Origin of the sequence: Microbacterium terricola (genome assembly GCF_027943945.1) — a bacterium.
Taxonomy (GTDB): Bacteria; Actinomycetota; Actinomycetes; order Actinomycetales; family Microbacteriaceae; genus Microbacterium; species Microbacterium terricola.
In genome coordinates this window covers 795547-815051 of record NZ_AP027141.1, presented here as the reverse complement: position 1 = coordinate 815051, position 19505 = coordinate 795547, and the positions used below count along the sequence as shown (strand labels likewise).

The window sequence follows — 19505 nt, the reverse complement described above, 5'->3', positions numbered from 1 at the left end:
AGTTGCCCGGCGCGTCAGCGCGCGACGGCGGTGGCCGGCACCCGCCGCGACCGGCGCACCGCCCGCCTGCGCAGGTCTGCGGCCTCCGGCGCCGCGACCGGCACGACGACGTCGCCGACGAATCTGCGCATCGCCGCCGTGAAGGGCGACTTCGGCGCGACCGAGGCGATCGGCTGCGCCTGCAGCAGCGCGGCGTCCGCCGACCGCGGATCGGTCGGCAGGAACCACACGTCGCCGATGCCGCCGAACCGATCGAGCGTGCGGCGGATCTGACCGCGCGCGTCGATGCCCAGCGTGCCGGGCCGCAGCCGATTGGCGACCACCGCGACCGGCGTGGCGCCGATCGTCGCCCGCAGCTCGGCGTGGGCACGGAGGAAGCGGGACACCCCGACCGGGTCGGCGCCGGCGACGGCGATCACCAGGTCGGCGGCGCGCAGCGCCGCGATCGTGGCGGCGTTGCGCCGAGGGCCGTCGAGGTCGCTGACGATCTCCTCGTCGCGCTCGAGGGAAGCGGCGACGTCGACCACCGTGAAGTCGGCCCAGTCGCGGCAGGTCTCGAGGGCGGCCGCGACGCGCACGGCGCTCAGCTCGGGCCACCGCGACGGGCGGTTGATGCCGGTGAGCACGTCGACCCCCGTCCCCGCAAGGGCGACGGCGATGCGCGTCAGCTCGCGCGCATCGAGCTCGCCCTGCTCGGCCTGGCGACACGCGGCCGCGAAGCCGGGGCCCTCATCCGCGAGCCCGAGCGCCAGCGCGAGCGACGGCGCATGCGTGTCGGCGTCGACGAGCGCGACATGCCGCCCTCCCCTGGCGAGCTCCACGGCCAGCTCGATCGCGATCGTGGAGCGACCGGGCGACCCGGCGGCGCCCCACACCGCGATCACCGTCCGCGGTCCGGCCGCCGGTGTCGGCGCGACCTCGACCTCGGCCGCGCGCAGCGCGTCGGCGATGCGCCACGGCTCGGCATCCGTCGGCCAAGGCTGCGCCAGCCCGTACAGTCCCACCATCCGCGCGTCCGCGCCGGGGGCGGCGACCGGCACGATGCGCAGCCCGCGGCGATCGCACAGATGGACGGCCGCGGGGGTCAGACTGGCACGTCCGACCTCGAGCACGACAGCGTCGGCGCCGGCGAGGGCCTCCGCGCAGATCCGCGCGTCGTCGCCGCGCAGCGCGTCTTCGGCCACCAGCGCGATCGCGTCAGCGGGCACCACCGCCCGCACGATCACCCCCTCGCGCTCGAGCCCGGCGGCGAGCACGTGGCCCGCCGGCGCGTCGACCGCGACGACGACGCTGAGCCCGGTCACGGCGCGCCTCCGACGGCGGGCACCACTGAGAGCGCCGCTTCATCGGCCACGGCGGCGAGCACCGCCGCCACCTCCGCCCGAGGGATCACAAGTTCGAGCGACGCCGCCCCGCCGCCCAGCATCGAATCGTCGCGGGTCACCGACACGACCGTGACGTCGGCGACGAGGATGCGCGGCGCCTCGTACTCCCCGTCCTCCCCCGCCGGCGCGGCCCACACCTCGACAGTCGAGCCCTCGCCGACCGACGCGGGGACGTCGACCGCGCTGCGGATCACCACGCTCGTCGTGGTGGCGGCCTGCGCGGCGCCGACCGCGCTCTGCGGCACGAGTTCGCCGCTCTCGATCGTCCGGGTCGCGACCGCCCCCTCCTGGAAGCCGTCCGGCGACAGGTACGACTCGCCCACCTGCCCGAGCGCGACCTCGACGACCCGCAGATCGGCCGTCGACACCGACTCGCCCGGCACGATCGTGCGCGCCGCGGCGTACACCGGGGCGGTCTGCCTGGCGGCGCTGACCACCAGCCACACACCCGCGATCGACACGATGATCAGCACGATGCCGAGCACGAACCGGATGTCGCCCCAGAACGCCCGCGATCGCGCGGGAACGGGCTCGACGGCGCTCATGTGCCCATGGTGGCGCAGACCCGTCCGCGGGCTCCGCGGTTATCCACAGGTGCGCCGCGCCGGGCCGCCTCGGTGGAGACCGCCGCGATAATGGGGCCATGCCCGAGGAGTCGAACGATGACGTGCGCCTGCTGGCGCCCGCACAGGTCGCCGAGCTGCTGGGCGTGAGCGTCGACGAGGTGCTGGAGCTGGTGCAGCAGCGGCGACTGCGGGGCGCCCGCGTCGGGTCTCCCGCGCGCTGGCGGGTTGAGGAGGCGAGCATCGCCGAGTACCTCGACGAGCAGGCCGAAGAGGCGCGGCGCATCGCGCTCTGGCGTCAGTCGAACGCCGCCAGCTTCCCCGAGCTGTGGGGCACCGGCCGCATCGACCAGCCGGACTGACCCATCACGCGAGGACGGATGCGGCTGCCACCCTGATCCAGGAGACCGCCGCGAAGGGCACCATCCTGTGCCCGGTGACGTCGTTGGAGCGTCGCGCAGCGCCCTCGTCGTGCAGGGCGATGTCGAGATGATCGGCGCCGGCGCGGTCGATCGTGCCGGTGAGCACCCGCCCGTGCGCGAGATGGAGCACGACGCCCGTCCGGCGACGCACCAGGTCGCGCAGCACGAAGCCGAACGTCATCCGGTCGCTCAGCGTGCTCGCCTCCTCCCCTGGCCGCGCGCTGCGGAGCAGATCCGGATGCGGGACGCCCACGCATCCGATCCCGTGCAGCGGCGCCACCACCGCCGCAGCTCTCCGCTCGAGCGGCTGGAGGGCCGCCCAGTCCGCGCCGACGCCGCTCACCTCGGCCGCCAGGATCGTGCCGTCCGTGAACTCGAACGTCGGCGCCGACGAGGCCGGATCGCGGCGCGCGAGCGCCTGCAGCCGCTCCCGCAGCGCCACGCGCGACAGGCGCAGCCGTTCCGCCTCGGTGTCGAGTGCGGCGCGCTCCGCCTCCCACTCCGAGGCGAGCTGGTCCTCGAGGTCGTCGAAGAAGCGATCCCACCGCACGCGATGAGGCTAGGCGATGGATGAGGGGTCGATGAGAAGTTATCCACAGTGGGGCATCCGCAGGGTACGTATGGATCACCCCGGTGGTAGACCCGGTGTCACGACGCAGCCTGCCGAGATTGGCATCCCATGAACGCGAAGAACGAACGCTCGCCCCGCTCCCACCCCCACGCGTCCGCCGAGGCCGTCTCGGAGTTCTTCGCGCCGCAGCACACCTCGACGGCCGCGCTGCCCGACCCGGAGCCGCTGCTGCGCAACCTCACCCTCGGCGTGCTCGAGGTGCTCGCCGGCGCGCGTGAGGCCGATCAGCTGGCCAGATGGCTGTCCGAGGAGCCGTTCCGCAAGCTGGTCGTCCGGGCCAACCTGGCCGCCCGCGCCCGCAGCGCACGCGGCACCCCCGTGATCCGCCCGGCCCACGCGATCCTCTCCGTGCATCACGCCTCCCCCGCCGACGGGGTGGTGGAGGGCACGGTCATCGTCCGCGGGCACGCGCGAACCAGGGCGATCGCCGTGCGCCTCGAGGGCATCGACGGTCGGTGGCGCGCGACGAGCCTCGCCCTGCTCTGACCGGAGTCGCCAGGATCCGAAACTCCGCGGAGCCGGTCCGCGGCTGGCGAGCTACTGCCGGTACGACGCCAGGAAGTTGCCGAGCCGCTCGATCGCCTCGGTGAGCACCCTCGCCTCCGGCAGGGTGACGATCCGCAGATGGTCGGGCGTCGCCCAGTTGAACCCGGTGCCCGGCACCAGGAGGACGTGCTCGGCGACGAGGAAGTCGTAGACCAGCCGGCTGTCGTCGTGGATCTCGTGCACCTCGGGGTCGAGCCGGGGGAAGGCGTAGAGGGCGCCCTGCGGCTTGTGGCACGACACCCCGGGGATCGCCTCGAGCGCCGCCCACGCGGCATCCCGCTGCTCGTGCAGGCGCCCGGTGGGCGCGATGAGCGCATCGATCGACTGCACGCCCGACAGTGCCGCCTGCACCGCGTGCTGTGCGGGCACGTTGGGGCACAGCCTGGTCGAGGCGAGCAGCTGGATGCCCTCGAGGAACCCGCGCGCGTGCTGCTTCGGTCCGGTGATGACCATCCAGCCGGAGCGGTAGCCGGCGACCCGGTACGTCTTGGAGAGCCCGTTGAAGGTCAGGCAGAGCAGGTCGGGTGCGAGCGTGGCCAGCGGAACGTGCCGCGCGTCGTCGAAGAGGATGCGGTCGTAGATCTCGTCGCTCAGCAGCAGCAGTGAGTGCTCCCGCGCGATCTCGACGATGCCCTGCAGCACCTCGCGGCTGTACACGGCGCCGGTCGGGTTGTTCGGGTTGATCACCACGATCGCCTTGGTGCGCGGCGTGATCTTCGCGCGGATGTCCTCGAGGTCGGGCTGCCAGCCGTCCTCGCTGTCGCACACGTAGTGCACCGGCGTCCCGTCGGCGAGGCTCGTCATCGCCGTCCACAGCGGATAGTCCGGCGCCGGGATCAGCACCTCGTCGCCCTCGTCGAGCAGGGCTTGCATGGTCATCGTGATCAGCTCGGACACGCCGTTGCCGAGGTACACGTCGTCTGGGTCGAACTGCGGGAAGCCCGGCTCCTGCTCGTAGCGCGACACGACGGCACGGCGGGCGGGGAGGATGCCGCGGCTGTCGCTGTAGCCGTGCGCGTAGGGCACCGACTCGATCATGTCGCGCACGATCTGGAACGGCGCCTCGAAGCCGAAGATCGCCGGGTTGCCCGTGTTGAGCTTGAGGATCGTGTGCCCCTCGGCCTCGAGCTCGTCGGCGGCTGCGAGCGCCTGTCCACGGATCTCGTAGAGGACGTTCTTCAGCTTGCTCGACTGATCGAGGGTGCGCAGCGGGCTCATCGGTTCAGAATATCCCCGGTGCGACCCGGCCAATGGACGGCGGGTGGCCCGCTCAGGTGAGCGCGATCGCGATCGGCACGAGCGCCGTCACGACGACGGATGCTGCCGCCACCGCGACATTGAGGCGCCGCGAGACCTCTGACACGGGCACCGGCGCGGCCTCGCGCAGCAGCACCTCGATGCGCCGTGCCCACGCGGCCGTCTCCCCCGCGCCGATGCCACGTGCGGAGGGGGAGACGTCCGAGGCGTTCCGCACGAAGTGCCCGCCCTCGGTGTAGGCCTCGACGTTGCGCATGCTCTCCACGACGATGTCGCTGCCGGTGACGGCGGTCACCGGCACCTTCGTCGCGTCCCGCAGGATCAGGGTAAGGCCCCGTCCGGACTGCACACCGGCGATCGCGCCCAACGGCAGTCGCCACGTCCACAGCGCGTTGCGCACCCGCACCGTCTCCGCCTCGATCTCCAGCAGCGGCCAGGCCCAGAGCAGCCACGCGTACCAGGAGAACGCGGCCACGAACGCGGCCATGCGCCACGCGCCCCACTCGGGCGGCGACACCGCCGCGACCACCACCACGGCGAGCACCAGCACGGGCAGACCGATCGACAGCAGCGGCGCGAAGCGCGGACGCGACGAGAGAGCGGATGGGGGCGGCACGGCGCCCATGCTAGCCAGCGGCCGTCACCGTCTGCGCTGTGCGCGCCGCGCCGCGCCGACCTGGAACACCAGCGTCGCCGCGATCGCGAGGAGGAACACCGCCGAGGCGATCACGTTCGCCTGCGGCGGGATGCCGCGCTGCGCGGCCACATAGATGTACACGGGGAAGGTCTGGACCGTGCCGGCGTTGAAGTACGTGATGATGAAGTCGTCGAAGCTGAGGCTGAACGACAGCAGCGCGGCCGCGATGATGCCCGGCAGCAGCAGCGGGAACGTCACCCGCCAGAAGACCGCGGTCGGCGAGCCGTACAGGTCGCGGCCGGCCTCCTCGAGCGCAGGGTCGAGCGAGAGCACGCGTGCGCGCACCGTCACGACCACGAAACTGAGGCAGAACATCGTGTGCGCGACGATGATGGTGCCGAGCCCCTTGCTGACGCCCATCGTGAGGAACTGAGAGGCCAGGCCCGCGCCCATCACGATCTCCGGCGTCGCCATGGGCAGGAACAGCAGCAGGCTGATCACGGTGCGGGCGCGAAACCGGTAGCGCACGAGTGCGATCGCGATCGCGGTGCCGAGCGTCGTGGCCAGCAGGGTGGACACGGCGCCGACGAGCAGGCTGTTGCCGAAGGCGATGCACACGTCCGGCTGGGCGCAGACGTTCTGCCAGTTGTCGAGCGTGAAGCCGTTCCAGGAGATGTTGGAGCGGTTGGCGTCGTTGAACGAGAAGACCAGCGTGTAGACGATGGGGATCAGCAGCACGATGAACGCAGCCGTCACGTACAGCGGCAGCAGCCAGGACCCGACGGAGCGACGCCGCACGGGCCCGTTCGCGGCGCGCAGGGTGGTGGTGTTCACGCTCACAGCAGGTCCTCCGTCCCCGCCCTGCGCACATAGGTGCCGACGATGACGAGGATCACGGCCATCAGGAGGATCGACAGCGCCGCCGCCTGCGGGTAGTTCACCGTGATGAGGAACTTGGACTGGATGACATTGCCGACCATCGCCGTCGACGGCCCGCCGAGGAACGACTGGCTCGCGTTGACGTAGTCGCCCGCCGCCGGAATGAAGGTGAGGAGCGTGCCCGAGATCACCCCGGGCAGCGAGAGCGGGAAGGTGATCTTGACGAAGGTCGTCGCCGGGCCGGCGTAGAGGTCGCTGCCCGCCTCGAGCAGGCGCTTGTCCAGCCGGTCCAGCGAGGCGAACAGCGGCAGGGTCATGAACGGGATGAAGTTGTAGGTGAGGCCGAAGACGACAGCGGCGGCCGTGCCCGTGATGTGGTCCTGCGGGCCCATCAGGCCGACCGCCTGCAGGAAGCCGACCACCGGTCCCTCGTCGGAGAGGATCTGCTTCCATGCCAGGGTGCGCAGCAGGAACGAGATGAAGAACGGTGCGATCACCAGCACCAGGAGCAGATTGCGCAGCAGCGTCCGCTCCCGCAGCCGGACGCCGATGAAATACGCGATCGGGTAGCTGATCAGCAGCGCGAAGATCGTGGCGAGCAGCGCGTACCAGAACGAGCGCACGAACTGCGGCCAGTACTCCGCGAGCACGTCGACGTAGTTCTGCCAGTAGAACCCGTAGCTGAACGCCCCGTACTCGACCGGGTCGTTGATGCCGAACGAGGTGATGAGCAGCGACACGAACGGAACGAGGAAGAACAGCGCGAGGTACGCCAGCCCCGGGGCGAGCAGCGCGAACGCGATCAGCCCGGGCCGCCGGCGCGGCGGCTCGGCCGCCGCCGTCGCCGTCGTCGTCGGCGCGAGCGCGGTCATCGCCATCGTCAGAGCACCTCGGCGTCGAGCTCTTCCGCGGCCGCCGCGGAGGCACGGGCCTGCGCATCGAGGCCAAAGGTGTACTCGCGTCGCCAGGTCACCCAGGCTTCCGCTCCCTCGGCGAGCGTCGCGCCGAAGACCATGTTCTGCGCGAACACCGCGATCCGCCCCACGCCGGGCACCTCGAGGATGTACTGGGTGCTCGCACCGGTGAACGACACGTCGATGATCCGGCCTGGGCCGAGCACGTTCTCGAGCCCGTCGCGCGGCGGCTCCTCCGCGCGCAGCTGCAGCTTCTCCGGGCGGACGCCGACGGTGATCTCGCCCCGCGTGACGACCGCGCGCTCCTCGGGGAGCGCCACGACGCCGCCGGGCGTCCGGGCGGTGATGAGGCCGCCGGCGACCGACTCGACCGTGGCCGGCAGCAGGTTGGACTGGCCGAGGAAGCCGGCGACGAAGCCCGTGCGGGGCAGCTCGTACAGCTCCTCGGGCGACCCCAGCTGCTCGATGCGCCCCTGGTTCATGACGGCGACGGTGTCGGCCATCGTCATGGCCTCCTCCTGGTCGTGGGTCACGTGCAGGAAGGTGAGGCCCACCTCGTTCTGGATCGACTTGAGCTCCAGCTGCATCTGCCGGCGCAGCTTCAGGTCGAGGGCGCCGAGCGGCTCGTCGAGGAGCAGCAGCGCGGGCCGGTTCACGACCGCGCGGGCGAGGGCGACCCGCTGCTGCTGGCCGCCGGAGAGCTGGCTGGGACGGCGACCGGCGACGTGGTCGAGCTCGACGAGCGCGAGCGCCTCGTGCGCGCGGGCGACAGCATCCGTCACCTTGCGGCGCTTGAGCCCGAACGCGACGTTCTCGAGCACGGTCATGTGCGGGAAGAGGGCGTAGCTCTGGAACACCGTGTTGACGGGACGCTGATGCGGCCGGACCGCCGTCACGTCCTTGCCGCCGATGACGATGCGGCCCGCCGTCGGATCCTCGAGCCCGGCGACCAGCCGCAGCGTGGTCGTCTTGCCGCACCCCGACGGGCCGAGGAGCGCGAAGAACGAGCCGGCCGGGATCACGAGGTCGAGCTCCTCGATGGCGGTGAAGCCGGGGAACTCCTTCCGGATGCCCTGCAGCTCGAGATCGGCGCCGGCTTCGCCGAAGGATGCGGTGGCGCTCACGCGCCGAGTCCGACGGCCTCGAAGGCGGAGCTGTACTTCTGCTGCTCGGCGTTGGTGAGCGTGCGGAAGATGTGCGCCTGCGAGAGCGTGTCCTCGTCGGGGAAGATCAGCTGGTTGTCGGCCAGAGCCGGATCGATCGCCGTGATCGCGTCGCGCGCGCCGTTCACCGGGGTGATGTAGTTCACCCATGCGGCCACCTGGGCGGCGACCTCCGGCTCGTAGTAGTAGTCGATGAGCTTCTCGGCGTTCGCCTTCTGCGACGACCCGACCGGGATCATGAAGTTGTCGCTCCAGAGGGTGCCGCCGGAGTCCGGCAGTGCGAAGCCGAACTTGTCGCCCACCTCGGCGTTGATCGCGGTGATGTCGCCCGACCAGACGATCGCGGCCAGCGTGTCCTCGTTCTTGAGGTCGTCTGCGTACGAGTTGCCCTTGATGTTGCGGATCTGGCCGCTCTTGACCTGCTCGTCGAACACGGCCAGCGCGTTGTCGAACTCGGTGTCGCCCCAGCCATCGCCGGAGATGTCGACGCCCTGGCTGAGCATGATGAGCCCCATGGTGTCGCGCATCTCGCTGAGCACGCCCACGCGGCCCTTGAGGTCGGACGCCCACAGGTCGTCGATGCTCGCCAGCCCGTTCGGGAGCTTCTCCTTGTTCCACGCCAGCCCCGCGAAGCCCGACTGCCAGGGCAGCGAGTTCGCCCTCCCCTTGTCGAAGTCCGGGTTCTGCAGGCTCGCGGTGAGGTTGGCCGACGCGTTCGGCAGGTTCGCCTTGTCGAAGGCCTGCGCGTAGCCCTGCTGGATCCAGATGGAGGCCATCCAGTCGGTGAGGCAGACGACGTCGGCGCCGATGTCCTGGCCGAGGGCGAGCTGGTCGCGCACCTTCGCGAAGTAGGTGTTGTTGTCGTCGATGGCGACGTCGTAGGAGACGTCGATGCCCGTGCTGTCGATGAACGACTGCAGCGACGGATAATTGCCGTCGTCGTCCTCGTCGAGGTAGAACGACCAGTTCGCCCAGGTCAGCGCCTTCGTGCTGCCCGACAGGTCGGCCGCTGCAGTGGGCGCGCTGGACGCGGCGGTCGAGCCGCCCACCTTGCCCGAGCAGGCCGCCAGGAAGGCGGCGAGCGAGAGCGCGCCTGCGCCTGCCACGAACCCGCGGCGGCTGAGCTGTGCGGCGCGCGCCTGCTGGATCAGCGCGCGGACGGCGGGGTCTTCGGGCAGGGGTCCTCGGGGCATGGACGCTCCTCCAGATCGGCGGGGTCGGGTTCCCGCGGCGGCGACAGGTGATCCGATGATGCCAGACGCCCGTGCTCGCAGACAACGGAATCCGTGGCGCGAAACAAACAATTCACACGCATCCACATCCGGATTGCCGATCATCCGCGTAATCCGCAGTGCGCGCTTGCCGCTCTGCGTACGCGATGCCAAGATGCCCCCATGTCGTCACACGGCCGGCTCGACGAGACCTCCGAGCGGATCATCGAGCAGCTGCAGCGCAACGGGCGCCTGTCGTACGCCGATCTCGCCAAGGTCGTCGGTCTGAGCGAGGCCGCCGTCCGTCAGCGTGTGCAGCGGCTGACGGAGAGCGGCGTGATCCAGGTGGTCGCCGTCACCGACCCCATGCAGGTCGGCTTCCACCGCCAGGCGATGATCGGCCTGCGCGTGTCGGGCGATGCCCGCGAGGTCGTCGACGCGCTGGAGAAGATCCCCGCGGTCATCTACCTGGTGCTGACCGCAGGGAGCTTCGACATCCTCGCCGAGGTCGTCTGCGAGTCCGACGCCGACCTCATGCAGGTGCTCAACGGACAGATCCGCACCCTGCCGGGTGTGACCTCGTCCGAGACGTTCGTCTACCTGGAGCTGCGCAAGCAGTCCTACGACTGGGGCGTGCGCTGAGGGTCAGCGCTTCTTGTCGGCCGCCCGGCGCTGCGCGCGGTTCTGCGGCGACGCCTGTGCGGGCGCACCGTCGGTCTTCTGGCCGAACGCGCCGCGGGGCGCCTCCTCGGCCGCGGGCTGCGCGGCGGAGGCCGCGGCCTGACGCAGCTTGCTCGTCGCAGCCTGCTGCACCTGCCCGCGCTCGTTGCGCACCTCGACCTCGCCGGCGTCGTTGGCTGCCGTGTATTGCAGCCGCTGCGGCTCGACGGATCCGGCGGCGAGCCCCTTGGCCTCGACCTGCGCGACCTGCTCGGCACCCTCGGCGCGACGCACCTCGACCTCGAGGTTGTAGAGGTAGCCGACCGACTCCTCCTTGATCTGCCCCATCATCGACTGGAACATCTGGTACCCCTCGCGCTGGTACTCGATGAGCGGGTCGCGCTGGGCCATCGCACGCAGGCCGATGCCGTCCTTCAGGTAGTCCATCTCGTAGAGGTGATCGCGCCAGCGGCGGTCGAGCACCTGCAGAACGACGCGACGCTCGAGCTCGCGGGTCGCCGCCTCGCCCAGGGTGTCCTCGCGGGCCTGGTAGGCGATGCGGGCATCGGACAGCAGCTCGCGCTTGAGTCCCTCCGGCGTGATCCGGCCCTTCGAGCCGCCCGCCTCTGCGACGACCTCGTCGATCGTGACGCTCACCGGGTACAGCGTCTTCAGCTCGGTCCAGAGCGCGTCGAAGTCCCAGCTCTCGGTGTGACCCGAGCCGGTGTGGTCCTCGATGACGGCGGCCACAGCATCCTCGATGAAGTGCTGCACGCGGTCGGCGATGTCGTCGCCCTGCAGGATGTGGCGGCGGTCCGAGTAGATCGCCTCACGCTGCCGGTTGAGGACGTCGTCGTACTTGAGGACGTTCTTGCGGATCTCGGCGTTGCGGCCCTCGACCTGCGACTGCGCGCTCTTGATCGCGCGCGAGACCATGCCCGATTCGATCGCGACGTCGTCGGGGAAGTTGGTGCGCGCGAGGATCGCCTCGGCTGCACCGGACTGGAACAGGCGCATCAGGTCGTCGGTCAGCGAGAGGTAGAAGCGGCTCTCGCCCGGGTCACCCTGGCGGCCGGAGCGACCGCGGAGCTGGTTGTCGATGCGGCGGGATTCGTGGCGCTCGGTGCCGAGGACGTACAGACCGCCGGCCTCCACGACCTTCGTCGCCTCCTCGGCGACCACGTCGCGGGTGGAGGTGTAGACCGAGTCCCACTCGGACTCGTACTCCTCGGGCGTCTCGACGGGGTCGAGGCCCTTCGCGCGCATCTCCTGCACGGCGAGGAACTCGGCGTTGCCGCCGAGCATGATGTCGGTGCCACGACCGGCCATGTTGGTGGCGACGGTGACCGCGCCGAGGCGCCCCGCGCGGGCGACGATCTCCGCCTCGCGCGCGTGGTTCTTGGCGTTCAGGACCTCGTGCTTGATGCCCTTCTTGGCGAGCAGGCGCGACAGGTACTCGCTCTTCTCCACGCTGACGGTGCCGACGAGCACCGGCTGGCCGGTCTCGTGGCGGCCGGCGATGTCCTCGACGACCTGCGCGAACTTGGCCTGCTCGTTCTTGTAGACGAGGTCGGACTGGTCCTTGCGGATCATCGGCTTGTTCGTCGGGATGGGCACGACGCCGAGCTTGTACGTCGACATGAACTCGGCGGCCTCGGTCTCGGCGGTTCCGGTCATGCCCGCGAGCTTCTCGTACAGGCGGAAGTAGTTCTGCAGCGTGACGGTGGCGAGGGTCTGGTTCTCGGCCTTGACCGGCACCGCCTCCTTCGCCTCGATGGCCTGGTGGATGCCCTCGTTGTAGCGCCGGCCGACCAGGATGCGCCCGGTGTGCTCGTCGACGATCATGACCTCGTCGTTCATGACGACGTAGTCGGCGTCGCGCTTGAACAGCGCGAGAGCCTTGATCGAGTTGTTCAGGAACGAGATCAGGGGGGTGTTGGCCGACTCGTAGAGGTTGTCGATGCCGAGGTAGTCCTCGACCTTCTCGATGCCTGGTTCGAGCACGCCGATGGTGCGCTTCTTCTCGTCGACCTCGTAGTCGACGCCCGCCTCGAGCGACTTGGCGATCTTCGCGAACTCGACGAACCAGCGGTTCGCCTCGCCCGACGAGGGGCCGGAGATGATGAGCGGCGTGCGGGCCTCGTCGATGAGGATCGAGTCGACCTCGTCGACGATCGCGAAGAAGTGACCGCGCTGGACGAGGTCCTCCTTGCGCCAGGCCATGTTGTCGCGCAGGTAGTCGAAGCCGAACTCGTTGTTCGTGCCGTACGTGATGTCGGCGTTGTACTGCTCGCGGCGGACCTCGGGGGTCTGGCCGGAGACGATGGTCCCCGTCGACATGCCGAGGGCGCGGTAGACGCGGCCCATCAGCTCGGCCTGGTACGAGGCCAGGAAGTCGTTGACGGTGATGACGTGCACGCCTTCGCCGGCGATGGCGTTGAGGTAGACGGCGAAGGTCGCGGTGAGCGTCTTGCCCTCACCGGTCTTCATCTCGGCGATGTTGCCGAGGTGGAGCGCGGCGCCGCCCATGATCTGCACGTCGTAGGGACGCTGGCCGAGGGTGCGCTTGGCGGCCTCGCGGACGGCGGCGAACGCCTCGGGCATCAGCCGGTCGAGGGTCTCGCCTGCCTCGTGGCGGGCCCTCAGCTCGGCGGTCTCGCCGCGCAGCTCCTCGTCGGTGAGCTGCGCGTAGTCCTCTTCGAGGGCGTTGACGGCCTTCACGACCTGCTGGAGCCGGCGGAGGATGCGTCCTTCTCCGGCACGGAGCAGTTTCTCGAGAGCGTTGGCCACGGAGGATCTCCATACTGTCGGGCTGTGGTCGGCTGGTTCGCCGATGCCGCGCACGCCGTCGGGCGCCCCGCGGGCATACGTGCCTATGTTATCCGCCCGTGACCTTGGCGTGCGCTGGGTGCAGGAGCGTCATCGGCATTCCTTCGGGTTGCCGGGTATGTATATACTCGGCAACTACATACTCGGTATGCATTCGAAGGAGTTCTCATGTCGGTACGACAGAGCCTGCTGGCGATCCTCGACCAGGCGCCCTGCTATGGCTACCAGCTGCGGGCGGAGTTCGACCGCCGCACCGGCTCGACCTGGCCGCTCAACGTCGGGCAGATCTACAACACCCTCGAGCGCCTCGAGCGCGACGGTCTCGTCGAGAAGGGCGAGACCGACGACCAGGGCCACGTCTACTGGCAGATCACCGACGCAGGCTCGGACGAGGTGGCGTCATGGCTCTCCTCCCCCGTCGAGCGCAGCGGCGGGACCCGCGACGAGCTCGCGATCAAGCTCGCCGTCGCGGCGACCCTCCCCGGCGTCGACGTCGCCGGGGTCATCCAGACGCAGCGACGCGCCTCGCTCGCGCAGCTGCAGGCGCTCAACCGCGCCAAGTACGCCGGCGCGAATCCGGACGGACCCGAGGAGCTCGCCTGGTCCCTCGTCGTGGATTCGATGATCTTCGCGGCAGAGGCCGAGGTGCGCTGGCTCGACCACACCGAGCAGCGGCTGGCGCTGCACCCGCAGCACGCGATGGCGCTCGAGCTGTCGACCGAACGACCCAAGCGCGGCCGGCCTGCGGCAGGCGCCGCGGTCGTCGAAGGAGCCGAGCGGAACGACGCGCAGGGAGCGCGCGCATGACCGACGCGATCCTGCGCCTCATCGGCGTCACGCAGCAGTACGGCGTCGGCGAGACCGCGGTCTCGGCACTGTCCGGTGTCGACCTCGACGTCGCCCGGGGCGAGCTGGTCGCGATCATGGGCGCGTCCGGCTCGGGGAAATCGACACTGCTGTCCATCGCCGGCGGGCTCGCGACGCCGACCACCGGGGAGGTGGTCATCGAAGGCGCCCACCTGAGCACCCAGTCGCCGAAGCAGCTCGCGCAGCTGCGCCGGCGATCGCTCGGCTTCGTGTTCCAGGACTTCAACCTCATCCCGACCCTGACCGCGCTGGAGAACGTGACGCTGCCGCTCGAGCTCGACGGCTTCCGCGCCAGGGTGGCGCGTCGTGCGGGCCGGGATGCTCTCGCCTCGGTCGGTCTCGACGACAAGCTGGACTCGTACCCCGACGATCTGTCCGGTGGACAGCAGCAGCGGGTCGCGATCGCGCGTGCCGTGGTCGGCGGCAGGCGCCTCATCCTCGCCGACGAGCCGACCGGCGCGCTCGATTCGGTGACCGGCGAGATGGTGCTGAAGGTGCTGCGCGCACGCGTGGATGCGGGTGCCGCCGCCATCCTGGTCACGCACGAGGCCCGCCACGCCGCATGGGCCGATCGGATCGTCTTCCTGCGCGACGGTCGCATCGTCGATGAATCCCGCCGCGACGGCGCCGAGGCGCTGCTGGCGGGTGGCCGCCGATGACGGCGACGCTGGAGACCACGACGGCGTCGCCTCCCGATCATCAGATGGATGGCGCGCGCCCGCGCAGCAGCCGGTGGCCCCGCCTGCGGGCGGACCTGCGTCTGGCACGCCGCCAGGTAGCGCGGGCGAAGGGATCCAGCGCGCTCGTGGCGCTCCTGGTCGCCCTGCCGGTCGCAGGGCTCAGCGGCGCTGCGGTGTTCTGGCAGAGTCATGTGCCGGCGCCCGAGCAGCGGGTGACCCTCGAGCTCGGCGAGAACCAGGCGTGGATCGAGGTCGTCGGCGGGCCGGATCCGAGTCGATGGCAGGCCGTGGACCAGCCGTGGAACAACGAGATCGCCCGCGACGCGGAGACGGGTCTGCCGGAGAATCCGGAGCTTCCCACCGCCACCGGCATCCCGCAGACCATCCCCTCCGGCACGACGGTGTTCGAGACGATGCCGTACGCGTCGGCAGGCGTCGAGACCGAGCGGGGGATCGGCTGGCTGTCCGCGACCGTGGGAGACGTCTGGGATCCCGCGTTCTCCGGTCTGTACGTGCTCATCGACGGCGCACCGCCCACCTCGGCGGATCAGATGCTCGTCTCCCCCGGCGCTCTCGATCGGCTGGGTGCGCGGATCGGCGACGACGTGGTCTTCAGCGACACCGGACGCGCGCTGACGATCACCGGCACCATGCGCGCCGCCAACGCGCAGGAGACGGTCGAGCAGCTCTTCGTGCCGCTCGCCTCAGCCGAACTCGTCGGCGACGGCGCCGCGGTCCGCTGGTACACCGCCGACTGGCAGCCTGACGTCGACGAGCTCGCGGACCTCAACCACGCCGGGTACGTCTCCTACGCACGCGATCTGGTCCTGGATCCCCCTGCCGATGCGCGCGTATCGGAATGGGGCAACGGGGAGACGCCCCTGTGGACCGTGCTGCTGGTCGGCGGGATCATCGCCGCGATCTGCGGCTACATCGTCGTGATGCTCGCGGGAGCCGCGTTCTCGGTGGCGGCGCGTCGCCAGCAGCGGGCGCTCGCCGTGGCGGCGAGCGTCGGCGCCTCCCGCTCGGATGTCTTCCGCGTGGTGCTGCTGCAGGGCACCGTGCTCGGGTCGATCGGCGGTGCCATCGGCGCCGTGCTCGGGGTCGCGGGGGCCTGGCTGCTGATGCTCCTCACCGACCGCGGAGCCGTCGGGACGTTCTGGGGCAACTTCGGACTCCAGATCCCGTGGGCGCTGGTGCTTCCGATCCTCGTGTTCGCCGTGCTCGTCGGCACGATCGCCGCGATCGCTCCGGCACGCGCGGCCACGAAGGGCGACACGCTCTCCGCGCTCCGCGGCGCACGCCGTCCCGCTCGCCTCCGCGCGAACCGTCCGCTCTGGGGACTGCTCGTCATGCTCACCGGGCTGGGCGCCCTGATCGCCGGCGCGCTCATCATCGCCGGCACGCTCGCCCTCGGCGATGAGGGCGACCAGCGCAGTCCGCTGTTCACCGCTGCCCTGTACGGCGTGATCCTCGGTCCGCTCCTGTTCCAGATCGGCATGCTCATCCCGTCGCACTGGATCCTGGTGCAGATCTCGCGGGTGCTGACCCCGCTCGGGCTCGCCCCGCGCATCGCCGGACGGGATGCTGCGGCGACGCCGTCGCGCGTCGTCCCCGCGTTCGCCGTGATCGGAGCCTGCGTGTTCGCCGCATCCTTCGCCGTATCGACCACCGCCCTCACCGCCGCGCAGAATGCCCGCCATCACTGGTACCAGGCTCCGGAGGACGCCCTCGTCGTCCAGATGTGGCAGAACGGGACGGACGATTCGGCCCGGCTGATCGCCGCGGCCGACGGCGTCGTCGCGCCGACCGCACCGCAGGCGACCGCGCTCGTGTCGTCGCCGGCATGGCCCGAGACGGATACGGCCGGACAAGCCGTCGCCGACAGTCCGCCGTACTTCGCCGTGGCCCATCAGCGCTATGACGACTGCGCGGACTGCGAGCTGCAGGCATGGGACCTCGCGGCGGGCGCCCTGTCGATCGTCGACGCCGACGATGTGGGCACCGTCCTCGGCGCCGACGTGAGCGCCGCAGCGATCCGCACCCTCCGTGCCGGCGGCGCGATCGTCACCGATGAGGAGTACCTCGCCGACGACGGCAGCATCATGGTCACCGAGTGGACGGCGGAGAACTACGAGACGCTCATGGCGACGAACGGGGGCGGAGGCGAGGCGGTGTCGATCACCGCGGACGTCGACCATCCCCTCGACGCCGCCGTCGTCGACGTCGGTCACCAGCAGCCGTTCATCATCATCGTCACGCCGGAGACCGCCGCATCGCTCGGCGTCGTCGCGGTGCCGTCTCAGCTGATCGCCGTATACGCGCAGCCGCTCGATCAGGGGACGATCGACGAGCTGGCGGCCAGCACGCAGGACATGCGGGTCGGCGCCAACGCCGGGCTGTTCGCCCAGGTCGAGTCGGGTCCGCAGCCGATCGATCCCTGGCTGTGGCTGATCGTCGGCGTCACGGTGGTGCTCGTGTTCGGTGCGAGCGCCGTGACCCTCGGGCTCGCGCGGTTCGAGCGGCGACCCGACGACGCCACTCTGACCGCGATCGGCGGCGGCAGCGTCCTGCGTCGGAACGTGAACGCGTGGCAGGCGGCCGTCATCGTGGGCATCGGCACCGTGATCGGGACCGTCGCGGGGACGCTGTCGACCTGGGGCCTGGCGACCGCCAACCCTGACTCGTTCGCGTTCGCGGATCTGCCCTGGCTCTGGCTCGCCGTGCTCGGAATCGGCCTGCCCGTCGTCGTCACGGCTGCCGCCTGGCTGGCACCGCCGCGGCAGCCTGACCTGACGCGTCGCACGGCGATCACCTGAGACGTTCCGCCCCCGTCCGACACATACACAGTGAGCCATCAGAGAGGACGAGCCATGACCCCGAACGCACCCGCGATCGATCCGGCCGCGATCAGCCTGCCGCCGACCGAGCCCATCGACATCACCGAGCTCGCGCTGCAGAGCACGCGCCCCCGCTGACGACGGCCTGGCGCCGTCTGGCGGCGTCCTGTCGTCTCACAGGCGCGACGCACTACCCTGAATTGTGACCGAAACCGACGCGCCCACCGAGGCAGAGGCTCCGAGCGAGCCCGCCGCCCTCACATTCTCCGACCTCGGATTGGGCGACGCGGTGCTGAAGGCGCTCCGCGACGTCGGGTACGAGACGCCGTCGGCCATCCAGGCCGCGACGATCCCCACCCTCCTCGCCGGCCGCGACGTCGTGGGCCTCGCGCAGACGGGCACGGGCAAGACCGCCGCGTTCGCACTGCCCGTCCTCGACCGGCTCGACCTGTCGCAGAAGACCCCGCAGGCGCTGGTGCTGGCGCCGACGCGCGAGCTGGCGCTCCAGGTCTGCGAGGCCTTCGAGAAGTACGCCGCCCACCTGCGCGGCGTGCACATCCTCCCCGTCTACGGCGGGCAGGGCTACGGCGTGCAGCTGTCGGCTCTCCGTCGCGGCGTGCACATCATCGTGGGCACGCCCGGCCGCATCATGGACCACCTCGACAAGGGCACGCTCGACCTGTCGGAGCTGAAGTACCTCGTGCTCGACGAGGCCGACGAGATGCTCAAGATGGGCTTCGCGGAAGACGTCGAGACGATCCTCGCCGACACCCCCGACACCAAGCAGGTCGCCCTCTTCTCGGCGACCATGCCCGCGACGATCCGCCGCATGTCGAAGCAGTACCTGAACGACCCGGAAGAGATCACGGTCAAGACCAAGACCACGACCTCCGCGTCGATCTCGCAGCGTTACCTCGTCGTGCAGTGGCAGCAGAAGATCGACGCGCTCACCCGCATCCTCGAGGTGGAGAACTTCGAGGGCATGATCGTGTTCGCCCGCACGAAGAGCGCCACCGAGGAAGTGGCCGAGAAGCTCCGCGCTCGCGGCTACTCGGCCGCCGCCATCAACGGCGACATCGCCCAGGTGCAGCGCGAGCGCACGGTCAACCAGCTCAAGTCGGGCAAGCTCGACATCCTGGTCGCGACCGACGTCGCCGCCCGCGGTCTCGACGTCGAGCGCATCTCGCACGTGGTCAACTTCGACATCCCGACCGACACCGAGTCGTATGTGCACCGTATCGGCCGCACCGGCCGGGCCGGCCGCACCGGCGACGCGATCAGCTTCGTGACCCCACGCGAGCGCAACCTCGTCTCGTCGATCGAGCGGGCGACCCGCCAGCCCCTCACCCAGATGCAGCTCCCGAGCGTCGACGAGGTCAACGTCACCCGTCTGGCCCGCTTCGACGACCGGATCACCGCGGCGCTCGGCGAATCCGCGCGCATCGACCGGTTCCGCGACATCGTCGCGCACTACGTCCGCAACCACGACGTGCCGGAGGTCGATGTGGCCGCAGCGCTCGCCGTGGTCGCCCAGGGCGAGTCGCCGCTGCTGCTCGACGCCGAGCCCGACCGTCCGAAGCGCGAGTTCGCCGACCGGCCCGACCGGGGCGACCGCCCCGGCCGCTTCGACCGTGACGACCGCGACGGGCAGCGCGAGCGACGCCAGCGCCCCAGCAACCCGAACATGGCGACGTACCGCATCGCCGTCGGCAAGCGCCACCGCGTCGAGCCGCGCCAGATCGTCGGCGCACTCGCGAACGAGGGTGGACTCAGCCGCGGCGACTTCGGCGCGATCCAGATCCGACCGGACTTCTCGCTCGTCGAGCTGCCGTCGAACCTGTCGAGCGACACCCTCGCCCGGCTGTCCGACACCCGCATCTCCGGTCAGCTCATCGAGATCCGACTGGACACCGGCGGCCCGTCCCGCCGCCCGCGCGACGACGACCGCCCGCCCCGCAAGCCCCGCCACCGCGACTGACGAGGTCGCCGGGGCAGCGCACAGCTCGCTCCGGTGAGGCCCA

General features: G+C 70.6%; 17 protein-coding genes. 7 read left to right on the top strand and 10 right to left on the bottom strand.

Annotated features, from left to right (window positions below):
- Positions 1-14 precede the first annotated feature (14 nt).
- Both Microterr_RS03725 and Microterr_RS03720 read right to left on the bottom strand, forming a co-directional pair.
- Positions 15-1304: a CpaE/TadZ family protein gene (locus Microterr_RS03725; RefSeq protein ID WP_263796068.1), complete on the bottom strand. Its 1290-nt coding sequence runs from the start codon at positions 1302-1304 to the stop codon at positions 15-17.
- Positions 1301-1930 (bottom strand): SAF domain-containing protein, encoded by a 630-nt coding sequence (locus tag Microterr_RS03720; protein ID WP_263796069.1) that lies wholly within the window; start codon positions 1928-1930, stop codon positions 1301-1303. Before Microterr_RS03720 ends, Microterr_RS03725 begins: the two co-directional genes overlap by 4 nt.
- A 98-nt stretch (positions 1931-2028) precedes the next feature.
- Between Microterr_RS03720 and Microterr_RS03715 the strand changes: the two genes are divergently transcribed.
- Positions 2029-2310 (top strand): helix-turn-helix domain-containing protein, encoded by a 282-nt coding sequence (locus tag Microterr_RS03715; RefSeq protein ID WP_263796070.1) that lies wholly within the window; start codon positions 2029-2031, stop codon positions 2308-2310.
- A gap of 4 nt (positions 2311-2314) precedes the next feature.
- Here Microterr_RS03715 and Microterr_RS03710 read toward each other — a convergent pair whose 3' ends face one another.
- A complete protein-coding gene (locus Microterr_RS03710) occupies positions 2315-2920 on the bottom strand; it encodes a hypothetical protein (RefSeq protein WP_263796071.1) in 606 nt (201 codons plus the stop codon).
- Positions 2921-3049: 129 nt separating this feature from the next.
- Here Microterr_RS03710 and Microterr_RS03705 point away from each other — a divergent pair, with 129 nt between their 5' ends.
- A complete protein-coding gene (locus Microterr_RS03705) occupies positions 3050-3487 on the top strand; it encodes an Rv3235 family protein (protein WP_263796072.1) in 438 nt (145 codons plus the stop codon).
- A gap of 51 nt (positions 3488-3538) precedes the next feature.
- Here Microterr_RS03705 and Microterr_RS03700 read toward each other — a convergent pair whose 3' ends face one another.
- From Microterr_RS03700 to Microterr_RS03675, 6 genes are read right to left on the bottom strand one after another with little or no spacing between them, the layout of a single operon-like run.
- Positions 3539-4765, bottom strand: coding sequence for a pyridoxal phosphate-dependent aminotransferase (locus Microterr_RS03700; RefSeq protein ID WP_263796073.1), 1227 nt, complete (start codon positions 4763-4765; stop codon positions 3539-3541).
- Between the two features lie 52 nt (positions 4766-4817).
- Positions 4818-5420, bottom strand: a complete 603-nt coding sequence (locus tag Microterr_RS03695; protein WP_263796074.1) for a PH domain-containing protein — start codon at positions 5418-5420, stop codon at positions 4818-4820.
- 24 nt (positions 5421-5444) lie between these two features.
- A complete protein-coding gene (locus tag Microterr_RS03690) occupies positions 5445-6281 on the bottom strand; it encodes an ABC transporter permease (RefSeq protein WP_404810167.1) in 837 nt (278 codons plus the stop codon).
- On the bottom strand, positions 6278-7198 hold the full coding sequence (locus Microterr_RS03685; RefSeq protein ID WP_263796075.1) for an ABC transporter permease: 921 nt from the start codon (positions 7196-7198) through the stop codon (positions 6278-6280). The genes Microterr_RS03690 and Microterr_RS03685 overlap by 4 nt, the downstream gene beginning before the upstream one ends.
- 2 nt (positions 7199-7200) lie before the next feature.
- Positions 7201-8358, bottom strand: coding sequence for an ABC transporter ATP-binding protein (locus tag Microterr_RS03680; protein WP_263796076.1), 1158 nt, complete (start codon positions 8356-8358; stop codon positions 7201-7203).
- The gene (locus Microterr_RS03675; RefSeq protein WP_263796077.1) at positions 8355-9590 is read right to left on the bottom strand and encodes an ABC transporter substrate-binding protein; all 1236 of its coding nucleotides are present in this window, start codon (positions 9588-9590) and stop codon (positions 8355-8357) included. The genes Microterr_RS03680 and Microterr_RS03675 overlap by 4 nt, the downstream gene beginning before the upstream one ends.
- A gap of 201 nt (positions 9591-9791) precedes the next feature.
- On the opposite strand from Microterr_RS03675, the gene Microterr_RS03670 reads away from it, so the two are divergent.
- Positions 9792-10250 (top strand): Lrp/AsnC family transcriptional regulator, encoded by a 459-nt coding sequence (locus Microterr_RS03670; RefSeq protein ID WP_263796078.1) that lies wholly within the window; start codon positions 9792-9794, stop codon positions 10248-10250.
- A gap of 3 nt (positions 10251-10253) precedes the next feature.
- Here the strand turns inward: Microterr_RS03670 and secA are convergent, their stop codons facing one another.
- On the bottom strand, positions 10254-13058 hold the full coding sequence (gene secA, locus Microterr_RS03665; RefSeq protein ID WP_263796079.1) for a preprotein translocase subunit SecA: 2805 nt from the start codon (positions 13056-13058) through the stop codon (positions 10254-10256).
- A gap of 207 nt (positions 13059-13265) precedes the next feature.
- Between secA and Microterr_RS03660 the strand changes: the two genes are divergently transcribed.
- The 4 genes from Microterr_RS03660 to Microterr_RS03645 all read left to right on the top strand — a co-directional run bounded on the left by Microterr_RS03660 (position 13266) and on the right by Microterr_RS03645 (position 19462).
- Entirely contained in the window at positions 13266-13904 is a 639-nt protein-coding gene (locus Microterr_RS03660) for a PadR family transcriptional regulator (RefSeq protein WP_263796080.1), read from the top strand.
- Positions 13901-14623 (top strand): ABC transporter ATP-binding protein, encoded by a 723-nt coding sequence (locus tag Microterr_RS03655; protein ID WP_263796081.1) that lies wholly within the window; start codon positions 13901-13903, stop codon positions 14621-14623. Before Microterr_RS03660 ends, Microterr_RS03655 begins: the two co-directional genes overlap by 4 nt.
- Positions 14620-17463: an FtsX-like permease family protein gene (locus Microterr_RS03650; protein ID WP_263796082.1), complete on the top strand. Its 2844-nt coding sequence runs from the start codon at positions 14620-14622 to the stop codon at positions 17461-17463. Before Microterr_RS03655 ends, Microterr_RS03650 begins: the two co-directional genes overlap by 4 nt.
- 223 nt (positions 17464-17686) lie before the next feature.
- The gene (locus tag Microterr_RS03645) at positions 17687-19462 is read left to right on the top strand and encodes a DEAD/DEAH box helicase (RefSeq protein WP_263796083.1); all 1776 of its coding nucleotides are present in this window, start codon (positions 17687-17689) and stop codon (positions 19460-19462) included.
- Positions 19463-19505: the final 43 nt, after the last annotated feature.